Origin of the sequence: Anabaena sp. CCY 0017, from assembly GCF_963920885.1 — a bacterium.
Lineage (GTDB): Bacteria > Cyanobacteriota > Cyanobacteriia > Cyanobacteriales > Nostocaceae > Nodularia.
Genome location: NZ_CAWUDG010000022.1, coordinates 1 through 23199, shown reverse-complemented (window position 1 = coordinate 23199; position 23199 = coordinate 1). Strand labels below are relative to the sequence as shown.

Below are 23199 nucleotides of genomic sequence, written 5' to 3'. Positions count from 1 at the left end.
TTCTGGGTGAGTCAGTTTTTATATAAATATGGTGTCTATTATTTTACAAGTCATGAACCAATCATTTTTTAAATCATCAAATTGGTACTTTGCTAATACTCTAATTGAACGCATTACATCGTTAAGTACCCAAAAAAAAGCGCCACAAATAACAAATTCAATTAATACTAAACTTGCTCAAGAGCGAATGCAGCAATGGAAAGCACAGTTTCCATGTTCCATTGAATCTTATTTTCAAGAACGCTTAAAAATAGATGGGATAACCGAGTCAGAATTTTTATCACTTCTTGGTGAATCAAGTGAGACTGTGTACCAACGTCAACCAGCTACCCCAACATGGTTGGCAGAATTAAGCAATGCCTTTTCTATTTTTCCTTTAGAAACATCAAGACCTTTGCCTCAGACATTCCAGAAAGAGGCGATGTGTGGATTATTGAATATAATTGAGCCGCTTATTCAACAGGCACTGGAGCGGATACGCGGTGAAGTACAAAAGCTTGTGCAATCAGAATCCATTCTACCTTTTAACTCAGAAAACATTGAGGATATTCTTTGTGCGTATTTGCCACAGCAATTACTTAATATTCTGAGCCGTACTATGGTGTTAGAACTCAATGTTGCTCGTTTACAAGGGTTACTCAAAGGCAATACCCCAGATGAACGGTTTCACAGCTTTGTCGAGCAATTACGCCAGCCAGATGTAGCTCTTGCCATCTTACAAGAGTATCCAGTTCTTGCCCGTCAAATTACAATTTGTCTCAACAATTGGGTTAATTATAGTCTGGAATTTCTGGCTCATTTATGTAACGACTGGGATAAAATCCAAACAATTTTTATTCCTGAGAAAGATTTGGGTAAGCTGGTTGCTTTTGATAGTAATGTAGGCGACAGACATCGAGAAGGGCGATCAGTTTTGATAGCTAGATTTAGCTCAGGATTACAAATAGTTTACAAGCCAAAATCACTAGCTGTTGATGTGCATTTTCAGGAATTTCTCACCTGGCTGAATGAACGGGGTGATCACCCACCATTCCGAACATTAAAAATACTTGACTGTGGAACTTATGGATGGGTTGAATTTGTGAGTGCTAAAGGCTGTACCTCCATAGATGAAATTTGGCGTTTCTATGAAAGACAAGGTGGTTATCTTGCACTCTTATACCTATTGGAAGCAACTGATTTTCACTCTGAGAACATCATTGCATCTGGTGAGTACCCCATGTTGCTTGACCTAGAGGCACTTTTTCATCAGCGTGTTGGTGATTTGGATGTGACAAAAGCTAAAGAGCGGGTCATCAATACCTTTAGTAACTCGGTTTTTTCTACGGGGTTATTGCCTTATCGAACTTGGTTAAACGCAGAATCAGAAGGGGTTGATGTTAGCGGACTAGGTGCGTTTGCTGGACAAATGATTCCCTATGAGCTTCCTAAATGGCAAGGAGTAGGCACAGATGAGATGCACTTAGTCCGCCAAAAGCAAGAGCTGCCAAAAAACGAGAACAGACCGACTTTGAACGGTAGGGATGTTAATCTACTTGACTATACCGATGCCATAGTGAATGGATTTACTCAGATTTATCAGTTACTTCTAAAACACTGTCAGGAGTTGTTGTCAGATGAAAGTCCTCTTTCGCGCTTTGCTGAGGATGAAGTGCGGATTGTGATTCGATCAACATCGACTTATAGCCTCTTGCTGTATGAAGGTTTTCATCCTGATATGCTGCGAAATGCTCTGGAACGCGATCGCCTATTTGATCGTCTCTGGTCGGAAATCGAAACTGACCCCCGGCTAATTAAAATCATCCCGACTGAGCGAGATGACTTACAAAAGGGGGACGTTCCGATGTTCTTAACTCGTCCCAATTCCTGCGATTTATGGACTAGTTCAGGTGAGCGAATTGTTGGCTATTTTGATAAAACAGGTGAGACTCTGGTTCAAGAACGCGCACAACAACTTTCTCAAGCCGATCTCGAAAAGCAGCTTTGGGTGATCCGCGCCTCCCTAGCGACATCTAGCATGGAAGCAGACCGCCAGCGAGTATGGCCAGCGTACTCCTTGACAGAACCTCAGACTAAGACAAATCAAACGCGTTTGCTTGCAGCAGCACGTGCAGTTGGCGATCGCTTAGAAACACTGGCATTTCACGGTGAAAGCGATATCTCTTGGATTGGGATCACTGTAACCGAAAAGGGTGGTTGGATGCTCGCACCAGTCGGCATAGATATTTACGATGGGGTGTCAGGAATTGCCCTGTTTCTGGCTTATCTGGGAACAGTAACTGGAGAACAGAAGTACACCAAGTTAGCGCAATCAGCCTTGACTACACTGCGACAGCAAGTAAAAGAAGCACAACCATACCTCACATCAATTGGCAGCTTTAATGGCTGGGGAGGAATGATTTACACTCTGACACATCTAGCTAAACTGTGGAATCAACCAGACTTATTAGTTGAAGCTGAGGAGTTGGTTGAACTTTGCTCTGATTTGATTGAGCAAGATGAAATGCTTGACATTATTGGTGGTACTGCGGGGTATCTTGCCAGCTTGATGACTCTGTATCGATGCAAATCTGCATCACGCACTCTTGCTGCTGCTATTGAATGTGGAGAACACCTGTTGGCCAAAGCTCAACCGATGAAACATGGCATTGCTTGGGTCAACAATAACATTGGCACAACGCCCTTAACTGGCTTCTCTCATGGTGTGGCTGGTATTGCCTCGGTACTTCTAGAACTAGCAGCACAAACTGGTGAGCATCGCTTTCGGGTAGCCGCACTCGAAGCCATTAACTACGAGCGTAGTCTTTTCCGCCCAGAAGTGGGAAATTGGCCTGATTTGCGTAACTTTACAGACCAGGTACTAGGAAATAAAGACAATAATTGTACTTGTATGACAGCATGGTGTCATGGCGCACCGGGAATTGGGTTGGCTCGGTTGAGTTCTCTGCCATACATTGATGATGCTGAAATCCGTTCCGAGATTAACACAGCCCTGAAAACCACGATCGCGCATGGATTTGGTAACAACCATTCTCTGTGTCATGGAGATTTAGGCAACCTAGAATTGCTGTTGCAAGCCAGTCTCACCCTTGATGATCCTCAGTGGAAAACTCAAGTTGACCGCTTTGCCGCCATCATCCTCGAAAGTATCGATCAACATGGTTGGCTTTGTGGTGTTCCCTTGGGAGTGGAGACACCAGGATTGATGACCGGACTAGCAGGTATTGGTTATGAATTATTGCGCCTAGCAGCACCAGAGAGTGTTCCTTCGGTGCTAGGACTAGAACCCCCCAAGGTTAACAACTCAGTGCAGAAACAAATCGAGTATGCGATCGCTACCCAATAACTAACATGACAAATGTCACAGCTAAGTCATGACATTTATCAGATGTGCGCTCTCATGGCTTCAGATTAAATTAATACCATCAACAAAAGCAACTAAAAAAAAATGAAACACAAACACAAAAGCCTCAAGGATATCGATTTTCTCATTAAACTTACTCCTAGTGAGCAAGAACAAATCAATGGGGGTTCCCTTACTTCATCTGATACAACTGACCCGACGAGTCCGAATGGTCGCTCTACGACAGGGATGTTGCCACCACCGCCACCACCGCCACCAGATGACGACTTATATCCAGATACACGATATAAGTCATACCTAACTTGATGATTTCAATTTTCCCATAAATTTTTCTGTGACAAATGCCGATTTGTGCGAAAGTGAAGTCTGAATATGTTTGAGGATGGCAATCATGGGTCTAATCTGCTCATCTTGGTACTGGCGATTTAGGGCAGCCTTAATAGCCTTGTGTGCAGTATATGCTGCATCGGGAGATTTTGCCCAAGCTCAGATTACCCCTGATTCTTTCTTAGATAATGAAAATTCTATACTGACTACAGACGGCCTTTCTGTTGTTCAAATTAATGGTGGAGCTATAAGAGGTACAAGCCTATTTCACAGTTTTCAAGAATTCAATATTGCGGATGGACAACAAGTCTTTTTCGCTAATCCTGGGGGAATTGAACACATTTTCAGTCGAGTAACTGGAACTAACCCATCAACGATTTTGGGGACACTAGGTGTCAACGGTGGAGCCAATCTATTTTTACTAAATCCCAATGGGATTATTTTTGGCCCTAATGCAAGGCTTGACCTTCGTGGGTCTTTTTTGTCCAGTACTGCCCAGAGCATCAAATTTAATGATGGCATAGAATTTAGCACTACTAACCCCTCTGCTCCTCCTTTACTAACGCTTAATGTTCCCATTGGCTTGCAATACGGACAGGATGCAGGCAGAATTTTCGTACAGGGGCAGGGTAATGAACTCAGTATTAATCAGGAAACTGGTGAAGTAATTGAAGTTAATCGCACTGGTGGTTTGGAGGTAAAACCCGGTCAAACCTTGGCGCTGGCTGGAGGTGAAGTCGTGCTGGAAGGCGGAAGTTTGAGTGCCGAATCAGGGCGAATTGAAGTTTGGAGCGTTCAAGGAGAAGGTTTATTAGGTCTTACCCCAACGAACCCAGGCTGGGAATTGAGCAATCAGGGTGTGCAGAACTTCCAAGAAATTCGCCTCTCCCAAACTGCTGCTATTGATACTAGTGGTGCTAGAGGTGGCAATATTCAAATGCAGGGACGGCGAGTGGTGCTACAAGATGGTTCATTGATTTTGTCCCTAACACGGGGTGAGGGGAGTGGAGGAACTATCAGCATCAGAGCTTCTGAGTCTATTGCAGCCAGTGGCACAGCCCCCAATGACGAAGCTAGTGTTATTTTAACTGAAACAACAGGTATCGGCAAAGCTGGTGATGTAGAAATTAACACAGGCAAATTGATTCTCCAAAATGGCGCACAAGTGTCATCTAGTACTTTTAGCCAAGGCAATGCAGGAAAGATTATTGTCAGCGCCTCAGAGTTAGTTGAAGCAACAGGAATCGCCACAACTGGAAATTTTGCTAGTGGCTTATTTTCCGTTACTAGTAAAAATACTGGTGAGGGTGGTAGAGTGGAGATTCATACAGGGAAGCTGATTCTCCAGGGTGGCGCACAGGTAAGCGCCACAACTTTCGGTCAGGGGCATGGAGGAAATGTACTAGTGAACGCTTCGGAGTCAGTGGCAGCTCTTGGGATTGCGCCGATTGGTTCTAGCGGATTATTTGCTGCCACTGAGAGTGCTGGTGACGGCGGTAGCGTGGAGATCCATACAGGGAAGCTGATTCTCCAGGATGGCGGACAGGTAAGCGCCACAGCTTTTAGTCAAGGTGACGGAGGCGATATATTTATCCATGCCAGGGAATCAGTAGAAGTGATTGGCATCGATCAAAATAGCACATCGCTCAGTACCTTGGGAGCGCAGACTCAAGGTACAGGAAGGGGTGGAAAAGTAGAGATCCATACAGGAAAACTGATCCTCCAGGATGGCGGACAGGTAAGCGCCATAGCTTTTAGTCAAGGTGACGGAGGCGATATATTTATCCATGCCAGGGAATCAGTGGAAGTGATTGGCATCGATCAAAATGGCACATTTCCCAGCCAATTGACAGCACTTACTGTTGGTGCGGGAAAGGGCGGTAGAGTAGAGATACATACAGGAAAACTGATTCTCCAGGATGGCGGACAGGTAAGCGCCACAGCTTTTAGTCAAGGTGACGGAGGCGATATATTTATCCATGCCAGGGAGTCAGTAGAAGCTATTGGTCGAAATGGCAGGTTTATCAGCAGCTTGGCAGCACAGACTGTAGCACAGACTGGGGAGACGGGCAACGGTGGTAGTGTTACAGTTGATGTTGATACAGGAAGCCTCATTCTACTAGATGGGGCAAGGATAACTGCCACAACTTTTAATCAGGGTAAGGGAGGCAATATACTCGTAAATGCAGAGTTAGTGGAAGCGATTGGTTTTGGAAGTGGTTTGAGAGCGCAAACCCAAGGTGCTGGGGAAGGCGGTACTGTAACGGTAAATACGGGCAGGTTTCTAGCTAGCAAAGGCGCACAAACTTTAGTTACCGTTTTTCAAAACGGTACAGGCAAGGGGGGAAACATTAACATCCAGGCTGACGAGATCCAATTAATTGGCACTTCTGATAATGGAGAACCCACTACTGTGTCTGCTACTACTCTCGGTGAGGGCTATGGAGGCGAAATTACAATTGATACGGCTCGATTAATTGTCCAAGCAGGAGCGCAATTAGGTGCTGGGACTTTTAGTAGCGGTCAAGGTGGAAATGTTTTGATCAAAGCTTCTGATTCAGTTGAATTAGTTGGCACAGTACCACAGATTCCCGATAGACGGTTTTTTCGAGATCAGTCCGGTGAGCGGTTTCCTAGCGGTTTGTTTACTAGCTCCCAAGATATCGGTATTGCGGGAAAATTGAGGATTGAAACCCAGAAGTTAACGTTGCGAGATGGGGCTGAAATTGGCGTAAGCAATCAGGGAGGAGGAGATGCTGGTAATTTAGAAGTGATAACTGGCAACTTGTCATTAGAAAATCAAGCGGTTCTCTCAGCCACAACTACATCAGGTCAGGGCGGAAATATTATGCTCAAAATTGACGAGCTGTTGTTATTACGCCGCAATAGTCAAATCTCGACTACCGCAGGTATTGATGGGGCTGGTGGCGACGGTGGTAACATCACGATTGATGCCCCGGATGGTTTTATCGTCGCGACGGCTAATGAAAATAATGATATTGTGGCTAATGCTTTTCAAGGGCAAGGTGGCAAGATCAACATCAATGCTCGGAGTATTTTTAATCTAGAAGAACGCCCATCGATACCCTTAAATAATACTAATGACATTGACGCTAGTTCGCAGTTTGGCTTGTCAGGTACAGTCACAGTTAATACACCTGATTTAGATCCTAGTCGCGGTTTGGTAGAGTTGCCTGACAATTTCACGAATGCGTCTCAACAAATTGTCTCTAGTTGTAACCCTGGAAGTTCTGCTAGACGTAGTTCTTTTACTGTCACAGGACGGGGAGGTATCGCCCGCAGTCCCATAGAACCATTCCAAGGTGACGTATCTACAGCCCGATGGATAACGTTAGATACGATCAATCAGCATCAAAGTAGTGATGTGATTAATGAAAGTATTGCATCTCCGACAGATAAAATTGTAGAAGCCCAAGGTTGGATTGTGGATAAAAATGGTAATGTATCTCTAGTGGCTCAAGTCCCAAATGTTACGCCTCGTGGTTTGTCTGTGTCTAGTGCTGTTTGCTCGGTTGATTGATTGCATATACTGCGATCGCATTCGTATATATTTAGTGTCATGTCTTGATTTATGAAGGAACAAACCGCACCAGGCGCAGAGAACACAGAGTTATGAGTTTGAGTGGTTTTTTGCGTAAGTCCTATTAAGGTAAGTGAGATTGCCATTTCTGGGGTGCTGACGTTGGGCAAGTTAGTAGTTTTAAAGTTAGGTACAGGCAGTTTTGAGGCGGGGTTTCCGGTAACTTTGCAAATTGGTGATGAAAATGTTCGCCCAGTTGTGGAAATTACTGGGGAATTACCACCAGATTCAGAAATTGCCCTTTGTTACCATCAATGGCGGTCTATTTACTGTCAACTCAAGTTTTCTGGTCGTCCTATTGGTATTCCTAAGCAATCAATACAAACTTTTTCTTTGGCAGATTGCGAAAAGGCGGCGGATACTTTGAAATATCATTTAAATAGCTGGCTATCGTCTCTTTCTTTTCGCCCTATCCGGGAAAAATGGTTGGAAAAACTGCTACCTTCAGACCATATCCGCGTACTACTACAAACCAATGACCTGAGATTACAAAAACTGCCTTGGCATTTGTGGGATTTATTAGAACGTTATCCCCAAGCCGAAATCGCTCTGAGTGCGCCTAGTTATGAACAAGTTAGCCGCAATTCACCTCCTGCTTCACAGGTGAAAGTTTTAGCAATTTTGGGTAATAGTCAGGGAATTGATATCGAAACAGATAGTCAGCTTTTAAAAGAATTACCTCATGCCAATACTACCTTTTTAGTTGAGCCATCAAGTAAAGACCTGACTGACCAGCTATGGGAACAAGACTGGCAAATTTTGTTTTTCGCCGGACATAGTGCTACTGATGGTAGCGGGAATGAAGGAAAAATTGATATTAATCAAACAGAGTGTTTAACAATTAGTCAGTTAAAGTACGCCTTGCGAAAAGCAGTAGCACGAGGTTTACATTTGGCAATTTTTAATTCTTGTGATGGTTTGGGTTTGGCGCGAGAGTTTGCCGATTTGCATATACCCCAAATTATCGTGATGCGAGAACCAGTTCCTGACCGGGTGGCGCAAGAATTCCTCAAGTATTTTTTAGAAGCTTTTGCCCGTGGGGAATCTTTATACATAGCAGTCAGAGAAGCACGGGAACGGTTGCAAGGACTAGAAACGCAGTTTCCCTGTGCTACTTGGTTGCCTGTAATTTATCAGAATCCAGGAGCAATGCCTCTATTATGGCGAGAATTGCACGTTAACCAGAAGAGTCAGGAAATATCTTCTGTACCTAAAACTTCAACTAAGGGGGGGAAAACCCGACGACAAGCTTTGTCTGCGGTGATGCTTGCCAGTATAGTTCTCACACCATTATTAATGGGAGTCCGGTATTTTGGTTTATTGCAATCATGGGAGTTAATGGCGTTTGACCATCTGCTGCGTCTGCGTCCCCAGGAAAAACCAGATTCTCGCATACTAGTAATTGAAATTACGGAAGAAGATGTCCAAGCCCAATCTCAGAATAGACGGGGGTCTTTATCAGATGAGGCTTTGGATCAGTTGTTGGCAAAATTGGAGGCGTATCAACCACGGGTGATTGGTTTGGATATATACAGAGATTATGCTGTACAACCAGCTTATCCCAAGTTGGCAGAACGCATGAGAACAAGCGATCGCTTTGTGGCAGTATGTCAAGTTAGCGACCCCCAAACTAGCAAACCAGGTATCAAACCACCACCAGAAGTTTCTCCTGATGCTCTGGGTTTTAGTGATATTGTGATCGATGCTGATTATGTGGTGCGCCGTCATCTGTTGGCGTTAACTCCTCCTCCCTCATCTCCCTGTACTGTACCTTATGCCTTAAATGTGCAGTTGACATTACGTTATTTATATGCTGAAGGAATTCAGTTACAATTTAGCCCTGATGGTGCATGGCAATTAGGTAAGCTGAAATTTAAACCCATCGAAGCCCATACCGGAGGCTACCAAGGTATTGACGCTTTAGGACACCAAATTTTACTCAATTATCGCTCCTTTCCTAACTTAGAAGCGATATCACCTCGCATTACTTTACAACAAGCATTAGCTGGTCAACTACAAGCCGATGCCGTCAAAGACAAGATAGTTTTAATTGGCACAACAGCCGAAAGCTTTCGTGATTATTCATTGACTCCCTACGCTGCTTCTGGAGGTAAACCACAGGAAATAGCAGGAGTTTGTTTACAAGCACAGATGGTGAGTCAGTTGTTGAGTGCGGCTTTGGATGAGCGACCTTTGTTATGGACTTGGAATGTCTGGGGGGAAGTGATTTGGGTTTGGGGTTGGGCGATGACAGGGGGTTTGCTGGTGGTTTATCTGCGAAAACTCACTTATTTAGGCTTGGCAGTTGGGGTAGCATTTCTGAGTTTATACGGTTTTTGCCTGATATTATTAATACTATATAGTTGTTGGGTTCCTTTCGTACCTGCGGCGATCGCTTTAGTTTGTAGTGCTGTCATCTTAGTAGCCGTGATCAAGCAGATGAAACCATCATAAAATATCTTTTTGCTTGACAACCAATTATGAAAAACTTTCAATTAACCATAGCCTTGGGGATAGGGTTAACCAGTAACATATTCTCCCCTCTTCAACTCAATACATTACTGGTTAATCAGGGACTTGCCTTAGTTAAATTTATTCCACCACCGCCATCACCAGACCGAAGTGCAGCATAATAACTTTATATACTGGAATTAGTTAAATATACTACTTCATCTATCTGAAAGCCTTACACTATAAGTATTTAACGCTACCCCCCCCCCGAAAATGTAGTCTTTTCTCTCAGTAAATTTTCTGTGAAGTTGCTGAAAACCAATTTACAGGCGTTAAACAGTCGTATTAGTATCAGTGGCATCGAAAGCAACAAAAAACTCGTTTTTCAGGCAAAAATACTATGACTACCGTAAATGTATTGACAAAGTTATCAATGGCTACTGCAGGTGCAGCTTTTCTAGCATTGGGAACAGTTGCTTCTGCTCAAGCTGCTACCATTGTCACAGGTAGTATTACTAAACCCACCCCAGAAACCACCACTGTTGATTATTGGAACTTCGCTGTCAATACAGCAGGTATAGTAACAATAGATGTTTTGGCAAATGATATCGACTTCGGAAACGGAAGTTCTAGTTTAGACTCCCAAATCTATCTGTTCAGCAATGATGGCTTATTGGACACAAGTGATTTAATTGCCGGTAACGACGATAGTTTAATTTCAGTGGGGGGTTCAGATGGCTCTGTAAGCACTTTGGATTCCTTTTTATCACAGTTTCTGAATCCTGGTAATTATACCCTGGCGATTTCCGATTTTTCATTTTCTCTCTCCGAAGCCATTAATGGGATTCAGACTGATGGTAACTTTTTGGGCAACAATCTTGGAGACTACCAGATTACTTTCACTGGTGATGTAGATTTAGCTTCAGTTCCCGAACCTGCTTCCCTTATGGGTATCTTGGGCTTAGGTGCTTTTGGCGTAACCTCACTTCGCAAACGCAAAGCCGCAGTTAAAGCGTAAATTAATTTAATTACTAAAATATAATTTAACCACAGCCGTGTCAACACCAGACATGGCATTTTTGCTTTTGATCCCAGAGATTTCTGACTTCTTGAAGAAAATCGCAGAAATGAATAATGTGAGGTTTAGAACTTTAATACTTCCTATATAATTTCTTGAGTAATTAAATCAATAATTTCTAGCAAGATTTAAGTAACATTAAACGAGCTTCTAAATCAGACAACATTTGATAAAAAGCACTCCATTCCACAAAATCTGCTTCATCTCCTAATTGACCTGTTTTAAATTGTTGATAAAAATCTACCGATGATAATTGATACTGTTGTTCAAATGCTTGTAAATCATTTTCTAATTCTTTAATTTGCTGTTGAATATTTTCTTTTTCTTGATTGATAATCTTTCTGAGTGATGAAGCCAAGATATCACTATATCCTCCCTGTTGAGAAAGTGCTTCGAGAGCTTTTAATTGATTGATTATTTCTGCTTGAGTTGTCATTATTACTTCTTACTTTTAAATAATGTTTATATCTATTATAGGACTCATATTTGATTTATGAAACACACGTAGTGGACTGACAAGCCTAAAATAGTGCAATAGAAGTAGGTTGGGTTAAGCGCAGCGCAACCCAACGCTGCCAATGATGTTGGGTTTCCTTACGTCAACCCAACCTACAATTTTTTGCAACATTTTAAGTTTGTCACGCCACTACATATACTTAGATTTTTTCAATAATCAAATCGGATTTTTATATAATATTTACTAGGTTAGATTAGGCGCATTTCCGCAGCCGATTCTAGAAGTGGGGCTGCAAGCCGCCTATCTTGTTCAATACCTGCACCAATTTACCAGGATGAGTGATGTATTAACGCCTTGTTCTCTAAGGCTTGACAAAAATAATAAATCCTAGATATGCCTCATTATACAGTTGTTGGGTTCCTTTATACCTGGGGCGATCGCTTTAGTTTGTAGTGCTGTTATCCTAGTAGCCATCATCAAGCCGATGAAAAAATCATAAAATATCTTTTTGCTTGACAACGAATTATGAAAAACCTGCAATTAACCATAGCCTTGGGCATAGCATTCATTAGTAACATATCTTCCCCTCTACAACTCCAGGCGTTACCAGTTAATCATCATCTGGCCTCAGTCGAATTTATCCCACCACCGCCACCACCAGACCGAAGTGCAACCGGTTCTAGAAGTGGGGCTGCAAGCCGTGGATGCGACGCTGCTAATCAAACGTTAACAGCCTTAGTCCCGATCTATCAACAGACTCTAGACCAAGGTACGCAAGCGGTTATTCCCATCACTCAAGTTTGGGGTTTAACCAACGCTGAACATCCTTACTTCTTGTTTTTTGTTCCCTATAATGCTTCATCTATAGCCAACATTGAGTTTGTTTTGCAAGAGCAAACCCAGAACAAAAGTCAGACTTTATACCGAACTTACCTGACCCCACCAGAATCCCCAGGAATTATTAGCGTTCATTTACCACCAAGTGAAGCCTCATTGCAGGTGGGAAAAATGTATCACTGGTTTTTTAAAGTCCGGGTTCAATGCGACCAAAAACAGCCGACGAAACTTGATTATGCCGATGGTTGGGTGCAAAGAATTGACCCAAATTCCACATTAACAGCACAACTCAAACAAGCAACACCGCAACAAAAGGCGACGCTTTATGCCGCAAATGGTGTTTGGTACGATGCTATTATAAGTTTAGCAGAATTACGCCATATCAGTCCTAAAAATGAGATTTTACTAACAAATTGGACAACTTTACTAAATTCGGCTGGCTTAGAAGAAATAGCTAATCAACCACTGATTAATTGTTGCAAACCCAGTTTGAAGAATAATTTCCAAAATCCCAAGCAGAACTCAGAGACCGAAAATTCTGAACGACATTTTCCAAATTGACTCAACCTTGCTTTAAACTAACGGCACAAGAGATAAATGGCATAAGCTGTTACGCACCTAGTTTTTAACCAACTCTAGGCTAGACAAGGGTTTTAGCCTCTAAAATATATCCCACATTCAGCAGGTAATTTAAGACAAAAAATAATATCGGTGAGAAGATGGACTAAGGAACTGTAAAATCAGTTTTTGTCTATCTGTGAGTTGAATAAAAGATTTAATCCCATCGACAAATACTAAATGAACTGACTGAAAACATTGAAGAATCCATCTTAAAGTAGGTTGAGCAGTGAGCTTACCTTTTTGGTTAGGGAGGTGAGAATTAGTAAGTTTTAAGGATTGTCTGAGTTGACGCTGCCCTAAGCTATAAACCATGAGAGCTAATGTCATAATCATTGCCAGTGCCATGATTCGTTTAGTGTTTTTCAGAAAAACTCGTGAGGCAAAAAATAGAGGATCTTTGATAAAGCGAAATCCCCTTTCCGTAGTTTGTTGTCCCTTATATTCTTGTAAAATCAGATCATTATCATTAGTCCACTTTTTTTCATCTAACGAATTAGTGGCTAAAATAAAACGCCCCGCTTGATTACGATGGGTCTTAATAACGATTTTATTTTCTACTAAATTTGCTTGAATATGATAAGTATAGTCACTAACTTCATCTCCTGGTTTAGGTTTGCCCCGACGTTGATAATGGGGTTTAGCTAAAATTTTTAGTTCATCTAATAGATGATAATTGAGGGTTTTCTCAAAATCTTTTGCGGCAATTAAAGCATCGGCTTCACAAGCAAACTCTTTATTCTGTAAGCTTTTTAGACTTTTTATTTTTAATATTAATGACTGCTCAATTCGCTTTAATATTTTTTTTAAGTCAGCATCTCGACGTAATTCACTTTCTACTATAATCCACCTTTGTTTTATCCCTGCATATTCACTACACACAGCACAAAAACTATGTTCTTCATACAGATTACTTTTGATAAATTGTTCTGGCAATAAAATTTGAGTTAATTCTTGGGCTGCTTTGATGGTTAATGGTACTCGGCTAATCCAATTTATGCTCTCACTGCACTGTTTCAGGTTCTTTTCAGTATAAAAAGCCGCATCCATTACATATACTTCAGGTTGTTCTCCAAGCCATTGAGACTGAAATTCTTGAATCATTTTGGGAAAAGCATTCTGGTCTAATTCATTCCCATCTCCGACTTGCATAAATAATGGAATTCCTTCTTCTCCAGTCGTTAACAAACTTAATGTAAATTGTTTCAGGTCTGGTCTATGGTCGCGAGAGTAACCATGATTAATGTTTATTGCTACTGGTTCTGATTCTTCTTCTAACGAAAGTATATCTTCAGCAGAATTTTGTTCTCCTTCAACTGATTTCAGGTATTTTCCATGAACTGACAAACTCGTACCATCAATATGAGCATTTGATATTTTAATTCCAAAACATTCTGCCATTACACAGGCTATTTTTAAGAATAAGAGACTAACACCATATTCATATAATTGATCTAGTACTCGTCCTAATCTACTATCGTTGAGATGTTCAGCTTCTACTCCCACACCTATTAGATGTTCTGTTGCTTTCCCTACGAAAAATTGACTAAATAAGTATAATGGAGCAGTTATAAACCCCATGCAGTTGATTATCATCGCTTTAACCACAAGTCCAGCACTAACTTTCTCTTGTGCATGAGTCCCTATTTCTTGATCTATTATCTCCACAATCCCTATTTCATCTATAATTCCAGCGATTATCCCTAAATGGTCAATGTCTTTAACATCTACTTGTAGTTCTGTTTTCACTTTAGCTACCTTCTGTCCACTTAGATTAAAATACCTTTTTTCTGGTTTTACCTGCTGAATGTGGGATATATGATTTAGAGGCGCGACAGCTTACCAATAGTTTTAGAGCAAAAATACCGAGAACTCACTCCTATTTCCCACCCTACCGAATATGTTTCTTGAAAGCTTATTCCCGTTGGCAAATTGCTACTACACCATCTGTCGCGCCATCAAATCAGCAAACAACCCCTCCACCGAGGCCAATTCCTCAAAACTCCCCTGCTGTAAAATTTTCCCAGCTTGCAGCACATAAATTCTATCTGCATGACGAATCGTACTCAAGCGATGGGCAATCACCACGCGAGTTACCCCCAGCTGTTCTAAACTCTGAGTCACAATCCCCTGGGTACGATTATCCAATGCAGATGTTGCTTCATCAAATAACAAAATTTGTGGTTTATGTACCAAAGCACGGGCGATAAACAACCTCTGTCGTTGTCCCCCAGAAAGATTGCCACCCCCTTCAGAAATAATAGTATGTATCCCCATTGGCATTGCTTGAATATCATCCGCTAATCCCGCCATCTGCAACGCTGTCCAGGCTTCATCTTCAGTGATAATTGCACCCCCAGCAATATTTTCCCAAATTGAACCACTCATAATGCGTCCATTTTGCAGCACTACCCCTAACTGTCGCCGCACTGCTACAATATCCACTCCTGACAAATCTCTACCGTCATAGGAGATGATTCCCGCTTCTGGGGTTTCAAATCCTAACAGTAATCTCACAATAGTGGATTTGCCACTTCCCGATGGCCCGACAATAGCAATAAACTCCCCTACTTGGGCTTCTAGGGTGATATTATCTAAAACTAAAGCACTATCCGGGCGGTAGCGAAAGCAAATTTGGTCTAATTTTAGTTGACCGGAAAGCCTTCCGGGATGGAATTTGTGAGCATCAACTTCTGGCTTTGTCTGCAAAATAGGTTGGGCGCGTTCCCATAAAATGGTGATGTCTAAAATATCAATCAGGGTGTTGCTTAATCGGGTGGCGCTGCTGATAAATGTCCCAAAGGCGGTATTAAATGCCAAAAATGTGCCAGTAGATAATCCTGTTTCCCCCGCAGACTGTCCTATTAAAGATACACTCAAGCCAAACAGCAGCATTGAACTTGTCACTGGCAGCATGATATTAAAAGCGGTGAGTATATCTTCCAGGAACTGAGTACTCAACATCAGTTTTACCTGCTGAGTGTATTTTTTTGCCCAGCAAGCAAACGCTTCTGATTCCGCCGCCGCAACGCGCAATTTTGAGACTCCACCGATTAACTGCACCGTCAGTCCAAAGATTTCTCCCGAAAGCTGTTGGAGAGGTCGAATTTTTTGACGGGTAATCACACCTGATACAGTAGTAATAATTACCGCCACTAATGCGATCGCGATCGCTACTAATGCCAGGGGGAAACTATAAATTAATAACAGTCCCAGATTTAGCAGGGTGAATATACTTGTAAAGAGCGATCGCAGAATGCTACCACTCAGACGATTACGAATCTGGGAAATCGCTGAAACCCTGTTGTGTAAATCTCCTGTGGAATATTGGCTAAAAAAAGCTGGTTTGAGTTTCAGCAATCGATCCCAAACAGCAGCTTGAGTATCCACACTAATTTGGGTTTGCAATCTGAGGATGACAAAACTTTGAGCCAATTGAAATATCATCACCCCAAAGCTAGTCGCTAACAACCCCAAACCCATCTGAATTAATAACTTGCGGTTAGCATCGGGGATAGCATAATCGATGAGGATACCTGTTATTTGCGGTGTAAACATTCCCAACAAAGTAGCAATTACTCCCACACAGAGGATTTTTAGCAAGTCTGCGGTACTACCTCTCAGAGAAAATTGCAGGATATCCAGTACCGTAATTTCTTTGTCTGGTAAAGGACGATAAAAGGTATAAGCGATGGGGGCGATTTCGGAGGCGGTGTGGTAATTGACAGGGGTGCGTGTCAATTCTACTGGGTTGAGTATTTCATACTTGGCAGCTTTAATCGGTAAGAGGGCGACAGGCAGATTTTCTTCCCCAGTAAAAGCGAGGAAGGAACCACAATCTGTTTTCCACCAGTTAGGGGTAAGAGTAACTCGACGGGTGCGGAAACCGGAAGCACGGGCGATTCCCTCTAAGGTTTCATGAAGTCCATTAAGATTTTCAGATTGGGCGGGGGGACGAATGGTGATACCCAAAGCTTTCCCTACTGCACCCGCAGCAATGAGTAGGGGAGTTTCTCCTTGAGGGAGGTTGGCGGTGGGGTTGAGGATTGATGCTAGTTCCCGTAGGGCTTTTTCTGTCATGTGCCAGGGAGTTTTGATAATGTCTTGAATTTTACCAGATTGATGGTTGATCTTGCTCAGGAGTTAGCACCAACCCTACTACTTGATTTCTGAATTAGTTGAGTTACATTTCTTGTTTGGGTGCCTGTTCATTTTTAGATTAGGGTTATTTTCTGGCGCTTTCTCGTGCAGCTTGTACAGCAGGAAGCAACAATGCACCACCAACTATATCTCTGAGTTTTCCTCACTCAATAGTTGAAGTTCATTTTTATTAATCAGTTTTGTAATATTTTTTTGTTGATATTTATTCATGAAATATCTTCCTTTTATAAGGTAGTTACATTTTATATTAAGTCCTTCACTTTGATGTTGACTAATTCCAGAAAAAATATTTAACTTTCCAATCATGACAAATGTCATTCAGAAGTCGTGACATTGATCAGATGTGCTTTTCTATAACCTCAGATTAGATTAATACTATCAACTCAACCAAAGCCCAGGTAATGGAATTATCGTTCCCATATAAGGAAACAAAAGAAGATTATAACCATGAAAAATCAACAACTGCAAACCAAGCAACAATCTTTAATCAACGCTTCCCCAGAAAAACTGTCATTGGATGATTTGAGCAAGATATCTGCTGGTGCGGGTTCAGGACGTGAGCGTCCAGACGATTTCAAAGTTAGAGAGATACCCGACTGGAGATTGCCTAAATTTCCAGAATAGTGCATGGAAAGTATTTAGTAAGTGAATGAAACTCGATTAGTGCATAAAACATCTTGACTGTCGTATGTAGTCAGTGAGGGAATTCAAACCCAAAACATATATTCAATCCCATCCACGAAAAAAATGAAGAACAACAACTTTTCAATTGTTACAGCGTCCATCGCCGCAATACTCGTGCTAACTCATAGTGCGATCGGTACTGCCGCCGAAGCTTATAAAACTAGTAGAGGTGAAGTCGTGGTAACAGGATTAACTCCTAGCAAACGATACCAAATCAGATATATTGATGCTCAAGGCCAAATAAAATCACGCCAAGATAAATCAGTCAATAAATGTGGCGAAATCGTGGTTGATAAAGCTGCTAATTATCAAACACTGATTGTTGGACCAGAAAATATCGAACCATCTAGCTTAGAAACCAAAACACACGTTAAATGTCAGCGGAGACAAACAAGCCTGAAAAAAATGCAGCCTTCTGGTGTCGAACGAGCGAATATCCCAGGGTCTAATTAACTTGCCATCGCTCAATTATGTAATCTGCTTGAAGCTAAATTTAGAGCATGGAAAGTGTTGAGTAAGTGAATGAAACTCGATAATACAATTTAGCCCATTGTTAAATATTGTTAGGAATGGGCTTTTAAAGTATTTCAATCTCGATGCAATTTGAAGTATCTCGTTAGTAAATTATCCTCAGAGGAATTCAGACAATGAATAACAAAAATATCCAAAAATTCAACCAAGAAATACAAACTTCCCAAAAATCTGTAGAATTGCAGACTCTGACTCTAGAACAACTCAACGGTATTTCAGGGGGTGGAAAACTACCTTCAGGAATCAAGGTTAGAATTCCCATAACAGTCAAACATAATCTATAGGTGACGCAAGAATCAAGAATAAGTAACTTTGGAGAAATAAAACCAATGAACAAGAAGAAGTCAAATTTAAATCAACAGCAAAAAAATTGGCATATCAGCCTTCCTAAACTCCATGACAAACAACTTAACCAAGTAACTGGTGCTGCCAACATTAAACAGCTTGGACTTGCAATACACTCCTATAATGTATCTGGAAACTCGAATGCGATAGCGATGGAAACAATAACTTTGAACTGTGAATAAATCCATTATTGTTAAATCTCCTCCTACTACACGAATCAAGAACAAGTAATCTTTGAAAAAATAAAACCAATGAACAAGAAAAATTACAATCTCAAACAAAAACAAAAAAATTGGAATATTAGCCTTCTGAAACTTGATGAAGAACAACTTACTCAAATCACTGGTGGCGATTTGCCTAGATTCAAAAGTTATAGCAACGTGACTCTCAAAAGAGGCGTTCTTTAAAAAATAAATAACCTTTGAAAAAATAAAAACAATGAACAAGAAAAATTACAATCTCAAACAAAAACAAAAAAATTGGGATATCAACCTTCTGAAACTTGATGAAGAACAACTTGCCCAAGTTACTGGCGCTGGTAATGATAGTGAATGGCGATATTTACCTGTACGAAGGTTTTAGTATTGTGTGAAGACCTTTCCCCCAGAAAGTATCAGAAAATAGAAATCCCAAAAGCTAATTATCTATTTTTCTAGATAAAACCTTTTGGGAATTTTATAATATTTCTGGGGTTAAGATTTTTAAATTTATATAAATAATAGGGCATCCATTGTCCCAACTCTAGTAGTTAAAATTAAACTTCATCAGATAATTATGCTAGAGTCTTTAAAATTACAAGCATTAATTGAGCTTATTCAAAACGCATTTGCAAATGTAAAGCGTCATCATGGTATCACCTTACATCAGGCGATCGCTATGGACAACTACTGTTCCGATGACGAAATTGCCTCAGCACGATTAAAGTTTATAGTCGGTGAACATGGTAAAAATGCTGAAAATCAAGCAGAACTGCAAGTTATATGGGCATAGGAAACCTATGTCGTTGATAAAAATTTTCCACAATGATTTGCTCTGTCTGGGTATCTAAAGTAAGGGAATTTTATCATGTCCTGAATTTTACCAGATTGATGAGTGATTCTGTTCAAGCGAATATTTCTTTACCGTAAAAACAGAATAGTGGTCTTCGCACACCGAATTTAACTGGTTATGTGGATGGTAATTCTGCTAGATATGCAGGTGTCTGGAGAAAGTAAATTTAGTAATGACAAATGTCATGGTTAAGTCATGACATTGATCTGATGTGCGCTCTTACAACCTCAGACTAAATTAATACTATCAATTCAACCAAAGCCCAGGTGTTGGAATGATTCTTCCAATATCAGGCGAACAGAAGGAGATTATATCCATGAAAACAATGAAGAAAAATAAAACCAAACAAAACCCTAAAGAGTCCAAACTCACTAAACTCTCACTGTCTGATGTTGCGAATGTGTCCGGGGGCTATACGCATAGGTTGCCAGATATTCTAGTGACTAGCTACAGTTAACGGAAGTTTGGATTAGAAAATCGTTAACACCAAAGCAACTGAATCGAGAACAGCGCCGTTATTTTCTCCAAAAACAGCATTAGAAATATCACAAACTGTGCCAAAACTGATGCTCCACCTAATACCTTTTCACTGTAAAAAGCGATAGTGCATAAAACATCTTGACTGTCGTATGTAGTGAGTGAGCGAGTTCAAACCCAAAACATATACTCAATACCATCCAATAAAACAATGAAGAACAACAAGAAAAACAACAGTCATAAGCAGTCTAAACTCTCTCAATTAAGTCCAGATTCCAAACTCCTCTTAGCAGATTTGGCAATAATTGCAGCAGGGAGAGGGAGACCAGCCGGTGGTGGTAGTGGCGGAGGTGACATTTTGGTTTTTGATATAGTTGATGCTGCGTAACTACTTAGTGGGCTGTTAGTGGGGCGTTGATGCCGTCCCCACTGTTAAATGGGAACCTACCACAAACCTTGCCAGAAATGACTTTGAGATGTGAATCAATACATTAAGGGAGAAGAACGACTTCCCTTTCACTGACTTAACCTATGATCAATGCGTTTCAGCCTATTGTTAAATCTTCTTAACAGTAGGCTTTTTTTTCAGTAGACATCTCCAGAAATTAAATATACGATTCCTAGAACCCTTGTATAGAAGTTACTAGGAACGTCTCCACAATCTTTTTCACTCCTATGTCTAGTAATAATTGAGCAGTGATAGGCTAACTTTCCTCTGAACGAATTAATCTCTCATACACTCCCCCTTCCTGCCATAATTCCTCGTGAGTACCGCGCTGCACCACCTTACCCGCTTCCAAAACAATAATTTCCTCACAATCCCGAATGGTACTCAAGCGGTGGGCTACCAAAATACAACTACAGTTGCGCTGATGCAGATTTTCCACAATAATTTGTTCTGTCTGGGCATCTAAAGCAGAAGTCGCTTCATCCATCACCAAAATTGCCGGATTTTTCACCAAAGCACGGGCAATTTCTAAGCGTTGGCGCTGTCCTCCACTTAAATTTACACCCCCTTCCAGCAATTTCCCATCGTATCCCCCTGGAATTGCTATCACAGTTTCATGAATAGCTGCATCCCGACAGGCTTTGATTAATTGCTCATCTGGGACTGTAGTATCCCACAAGGTCAAATTCTCCCGCACTGTACCCCCAAACAAAAAGATATCCTGTTCTACCAGTGATAGGGAATTTGCCAAAACCTCTCGTGGAATCTCGCTTCTGGGAGTCTTATCTAAAAGAATCTCCCCCTCCCACGGTTGATAAAGTCCACAAATAAGTTTAGCGAGGGTAGATTTTCCCGAACCACTCGCACCCACTAAAGCTACTCTTTGTCCTGCTTGCAACGATAGACTAAAATTCTCAATCAACGGTGGATCTACATGGGAGTAACCGAAGGTAATATTTCGTAACTCTACATAACCCTTTAAATTTTGGATGTTGGATGTTGGATTTTGGATTTGTTTCTTTGTCTCCACTTCTGGATCTAGGGAATTACCTAAAACGTCATCTAAACGATTTAAATCTCCTTCTAATTCTTGGAGGGTAGTACCGAAATCTACCAAGGTATTAACAGGTTGCTGAAAACTTAGCATTAAGCTTTGAAAAGCCACTAACATCCCGATGCTGAGGTTTCCATCCATGACTCGCCAACCCCCAATCACTAAAATTAACATCGAGGTTAAAGAGGTGAGTAATATTGGCAAAACCCCCAATATCTGATTTGAAACTTCTAACTCTTGTTGGGCGCTAATGGCTTTGGCGTAATATCCAGACCATCGGGTAAAGAAATCCGATTCCAAAGCCGATGCTTTCAATGTTTCCATACTTTGAAGTGCGGCAATACTCACCCCATCGGCTTTTCCCCAATCTTGCACCAAGCGCATATTTGCATCCGCCCGATGTCGTGCTAACCATTGCAAAGCTAGTCCATTGATAGCGGCAAAACAGATACCAATTAAAGTCAGTACACCATCATAGGTAAACATCACCACAGCATAGAATAATACCATTACTGCATCAATGACTGTGGTTGCCAATTGCCCAGAAAGTATCTGAGCCACTTTACTATTCAAATTGGCGCGATTACTGACTTCTCCGGCATATCTTTGGGCATAAAATCTCACAGGTAATCTGAGGATATGCCACATAAAGCGAGTAGACATTCCCACCGCCAGCTTAATTCTCAGTTTTCGCAAAAAGCGCAGTCGTAATAGGGTCAGCAGTCCTTGAAACAAGGTGGTGAGGAACATTCCTAAAATCAAGGGACGCAACCATTCGGTGCGATTTTCTATTAGTACCTGATCTACAAATATCTGACTGAATACCGGAATTGCTAAACCAGGCAGAACTAGCAAAAATCCTGCCAAGATACAGTATAAAATAGCTCCAAGTGAATTTTGTAGGCGATCGCGCAAGGATGAGATCACACTAGGTTTGCGTCCTCCCTTGAGAAAGTCTGCGCCCGGTTCTATTAACAGCACTATCCCAGTAAACCCTTGATCAAATTCCTCCCAGGAAATTTTGCGGGGGCCTGTAGCCGGGTCATTCAGGAACACCCAATTTTTGTTCCATCCTTCCACAACTAGAAAGTGATTGAACTTCCAAAAGACGATGTAGGGAGGGGATAATTCTTGCAGTTGTTCTAATTCGGCTTTGAAACCTCCAACTTCCATTCCGTACCGTTGAGCCGCAAGAATGATATTAGAGGCTTTACTGCCATCACGGGAAACTCCGCACTCAATGCGAAGTTCGGCTAAAGGGACAATGCGATTGTAGTAGGCAAGAATAATCGCTAAGGAGGCCGCACCGCATTCGACAGCTTCCATTTGTAAGACAGTGGGAGTTCTGATACGCACTTTTGGGCGGTATAACGGGTAATTTCAATTGATCGTATCAAAAATCTTGCTGTTTTAGACAGATAAATTATCACTCAGAAGACTCAAATTATTGTTATTCTTGACTTTCGAGAGATGTGAGCAATTTTTCCAGAGTCGATGCCATCCCTCGATCAGGTATGACAACGACTGGATGTTGCAGATACACTGGTGTACACGGTCAGTTAATGCCTGCCTAAAAATTACTCCAGATATATTTTTATCATGGATAACCTTTCGAGTCGTGTATCACACATAGACAGTCATACTACTTGTAGACAGTTAGATGTAGCGAACTGCAAACATCCAGCGATAAAACTGCAAACAAGGCGATTTTGAAAC

The 23199-nt window shown here is 41.4% G+C and carries 18 protein-coding genes and 2 pseudogenes; 16 read left to right on the top strand and 4 right to left on the bottom strand.

Translation table 11 applies throughout. The annotated features are described in order from the left end of the window. Positions 1-28 precede the first annotated feature (28 nt). The 7 genes and pseudogenes from ACM0OW_RS20475 to ACM0OW_RS20445 form a co-directional block, all read left to right on the top strand. On the top strand, positions 29-3346 hold the full coding sequence (locus ACM0OW_RS20475) for a type 2 lanthipeptide synthetase LanM family protein (protein WP_414551982.1): 3318 nt from the start codon (positions 29-31) through the stop codon (positions 3344-3346). 102 nt (positions 3347-3448) lie between these two features. Continuing rightward, positions 3449-3670: a hypothetical protein gene (locus ACM0OW_RS20470; RefSeq protein WP_414551981.1), complete on the top strand. Its 222-nt coding sequence runs from the start codon at positions 3449-3451 to the stop codon at positions 3668-3670. An 85-nt stretch (positions 3671-3755) separates the two neighbouring features. Further along, positions 3756-7232 (top strand): filamentous hemagglutinin N-terminal domain-containing protein, encoded by a 3477-nt coding sequence (locus tag ACM0OW_RS20465; protein WP_414551980.1) that lies wholly within the window; start codon positions 3756-3758, stop codon positions 7230-7232. A 162-nt stretch (positions 7233-7394) separates the two neighbouring features. Beyond that, positions 7395-9746 carry a CHASE2 domain-containing protein gene (locus ACM0OW_RS20460; RefSeq protein WP_414552019.1) on the top strand — a complete coding sequence of 784 codons (2352 nt, stop codon included), beginning with the start codon at positions 7395-7397 and terminating at the stop codon, positions 9744-9746. A gap of 26 nt (positions 9747-9772) precedes the next feature. Further along, a complete protein-coding gene (locus ACM0OW_RS20455) occupies positions 9773-9925 on the top strand; it encodes a hypothetical protein (protein WP_414551979.1) in 153 nt (50 codons plus the stop codon). A gap of 218 nt (positions 9926-10143) precedes the next feature. After that, a pseudogene (locus ACM0OW_RS20450) lies at positions 10144-10635 on the top strand (DVUA0089 family protein); the annotation flags it as partial. Between the two features lie 30 nt (positions 10636-10665). Next, a pseudogene (locus ACM0OW_RS20445) lies at positions 10666-10761 on the top strand (PEP-CTERM sorting domain-containing protein); the annotation flags it as partial. 178 nt (positions 10762-10939) lie between these two features. On the opposite strand, the gene ACM0OW_RS20440 reads toward ACM0OW_RS20445, so the two are convergent. Then, the gene (locus ACM0OW_RS20440) at positions 10940-11257 is read right to left on the bottom strand and encodes a hypothetical protein (RefSeq protein ID WP_414551978.1); all 318 of its coding nucleotides are present in this window, start codon (positions 11255-11257) and stop codon (positions 10940-10942) included. Between the two features lie 546 nt (positions 11258-11803). Here ACM0OW_RS20440 and ACM0OW_RS20435 point away from each other — a divergent pair. Then, positions 11804-12676, top strand: coding sequence for a DUF928 domain-containing protein (locus tag ACM0OW_RS20435; protein ID WP_414551977.1), 873 nt, complete (start codon positions 11804-11806; stop codon positions 12674-12676). A 129-nt stretch (positions 12677-12805) separates the two neighbouring features. On the opposite strand, the gene ACM0OW_RS20430 is transcribed toward ACM0OW_RS20435, so the two are convergent. Continuing rightward, positions 12806-14482: an IS1634 family transposase gene (locus ACM0OW_RS20430; RefSeq protein WP_414551976.1), complete on the bottom strand. Its 1677-nt coding sequence runs from the start codon at positions 14480-14482 to the stop codon at positions 12806-12808. Positions 14483-14671: 189 nt separating this feature from the next. Beyond that, a complete protein-coding gene (locus tag ACM0OW_RS20425) occupies positions 14672-16813 on the bottom strand; it encodes an NHLP bacteriocin export ABC transporter permease/ATPase subunit (protein ID WP_414551975.1) in 2142 nt (713 codons plus the stop codon). Positions 16814-17341: 528 nt separating this feature from the next. On the opposite strand from ACM0OW_RS20425, the gene ACM0OW_RS20420 reads away from it, so the two are divergent. The 8 genes from ACM0OW_RS20420 (at position 17342) to ACM0OW_RS20385 (ending at position 20369) form a co-directional block, all read left to right on the top strand. Further along, a complete protein-coding gene (locus tag ACM0OW_RS20420; RefSeq protein WP_414551974.1) occupies positions 17342-17518 on the top strand; it encodes a hypothetical protein in 177 nt (58 codons plus the stop codon). A gap of 123 nt (positions 17519-17641) precedes the next feature. After that, positions 17642-18031, top strand: coding sequence for a hypothetical protein (locus tag ACM0OW_RS20415; RefSeq protein ID WP_414551973.1), 390 nt, complete (start codon positions 17642-17644; stop codon positions 18029-18031). A 194-nt stretch (positions 18032-18225) separates the two neighbouring features. Continuing rightward, positions 18226-18393 carry a hypothetical protein gene (locus ACM0OW_RS20410; RefSeq protein ID WP_414551972.1) on the top strand — a complete coding sequence of 56 codons (168 nt, stop codon included), beginning with the start codon at positions 18226-18228 and terminating at the stop codon, positions 18391-18393. 45 nt (positions 18394-18438) lie between these two features. Beyond that, complete coding sequence (locus ACM0OW_RS20405) at positions 18439-18636, top strand: hypothetical protein (protein WP_414551971.1); 198 nt, start codon at positions 18439-18441, stop codon at positions 18634-18636. Between the two features lie 69 nt (positions 18637-18705). Continuing rightward, a complete protein-coding gene (locus tag ACM0OW_RS20400) occupies positions 18706-18861 on the top strand; it encodes a hypothetical protein (protein WP_414551970.1) in 156 nt (51 codons plus the stop codon). A 31-nt stretch (positions 18862-18892) separates the two neighbouring features. After that, positions 18893-19036, top strand: coding sequence for a hypothetical protein (locus tag ACM0OW_RS20395; protein WP_414551969.1), 144 nt, complete (start codon positions 18893-18895; stop codon positions 19034-19036). 192 nt (positions 19037-19228) lie between these two features. Continuing rightward, entirely contained in the window at positions 19229-19444 is a 216-nt protein-coding gene (locus ACM0OW_RS20390) for a hypothetical protein (RefSeq protein ID WP_414551968.1), read from the top strand. A gap of 748 nt (positions 19445-20192) precedes the next feature. Further along, positions 20193-20369, top strand: a complete 177-nt coding sequence (locus tag ACM0OW_RS20385) for a hypothetical protein (protein WP_414551967.1) — start codon at positions 20193-20195, stop codon at positions 20367-20369. 316 nt (positions 20370-20685) lie between these two features. On the opposite strand, the gene ACM0OW_RS20380 is transcribed toward ACM0OW_RS20385, so the two are convergent. Then, a complete protein-coding gene (locus ACM0OW_RS20380) occupies positions 20686-22809 on the bottom strand; it encodes an NHLP family bacteriocin export ABC transporter peptidase/permease/ATPase subunit (protein ID WP_414551966.1) in 2124 nt (707 codons plus the stop codon). Between the last annotated feature and the right edge of the window lie 390 nt (positions 22810-23199).

What these genes read in the sequence shown, in the direction of transcription:
- ACM0OW_RS20475 (WP_414551982.1), top strand. Translation starts at nt 29, where the DNA reads ATGGTGTCTATTATTTTACAAGTCATGAACCAATCATTTTTTAAATCA.
- ACM0OW_RS20470 (WP_414551981.1), top strand. Translation starts at nt 3,449, where the DNA reads ATGAAACACAAACACAAAAGCCTCAAGGATATCGATTTTCTCATTAAA.
- ACM0OW_RS20465 (WP_414551980.1), top strand. Translation starts at nt 3,756, where the DNA reads ATGGGTCTAATCTGCTCATCTTGGTACTGGCGATTTAGGGCAGCCTTA.
- ACM0OW_RS20455 (WP_414551979.1), top strand. Translation starts at nt 9,773, where the DNA reads ATGAAAAACTTTCAATTAACCATAGCCTTGGGGATAGGGTTAACCAGT.
- ACM0OW_RS20440 (WP_414551978.1), bottom strand. Translation starts at nt 11,257, where the DNA reads ATGACAACTCAAGCAGAAATAATCAATCAATTAAAAGCTCTCGAAGCA.
- ACM0OW_RS20435 (WP_414551977.1), top strand. Translation starts at nt 11,804, where the DNA reads ATGAAAAACCTGCAATTAACCATAGCCTTGGGCATAGCATTCATTAGT.
- ACM0OW_RS20425 (WP_414551975.1), bottom strand. Translation starts at nt 16,813, where the DNA reads ATGACAGAAAAAGCCCTACGGGAACTAGCATCAATCCTCAACCCCACC.
- ACM0OW_RS20420 (WP_414551974.1), top strand. Translation starts at nt 17,342, where the DNA reads ATGAAAAATCAACAACTGCAAACCAAGCAACAATCTTTAATCAACGCT.
- ACM0OW_RS20415 (WP_414551973.1), top strand. Translation starts at nt 17,642, where the DNA reads ATGAAGAACAACAACTTTTCAATTGTTACAGCGTCCATCGCCGCAATA.
- ACM0OW_RS20410 (WP_414551972.1), top strand. Translation starts at nt 18,226, where the DNA reads ATGAATAACAAAAATATCCAAAAATTCAACCAAGAAATACAAACTTCC.
- ACM0OW_RS20405 (WP_414551971.1), top strand. Translation starts at nt 18,439, where the DNA reads ATGAACAAGAAGAAGTCAAATTTAAATCAACAGCAAAAAAATTGGCAT.
- ACM0OW_RS20400 (WP_414551970.1), top strand. Translation starts at nt 18,706, where the DNA reads ATGAACAAGAAAAATTACAATCTCAAACAAAAACAAAAAAATTGGAAT.
- ACM0OW_RS20395 (WP_414551969.1), top strand. Translation starts at nt 18,893, where the DNA reads ATGAACAAGAAAAATTACAATCTCAAACAAAAACAAAAAAATTGGGAT.
- ACM0OW_RS20390 (WP_414551968.1), top strand. Translation starts at nt 19,229, where the DNA reads ATGCTAGAGTCTTTAAAATTACAAGCATTAATTGAGCTTATTCAAAAC.
- ACM0OW_RS20385 (WP_414551967.1), top strand. Translation starts at nt 20,193, where the DNA reads ATGAAGAACAACAAGAAAAACAACAGTCATAAGCAGTCTAAACTCTCT.
- ACM0OW_RS20380 (WP_414551966.1), bottom strand. Translation starts at nt 22,809, where the DNA reads ATGGAAGCTGTCGAATGCGGTGCGGCCTCCTTAGCGATTATTCTTGCC.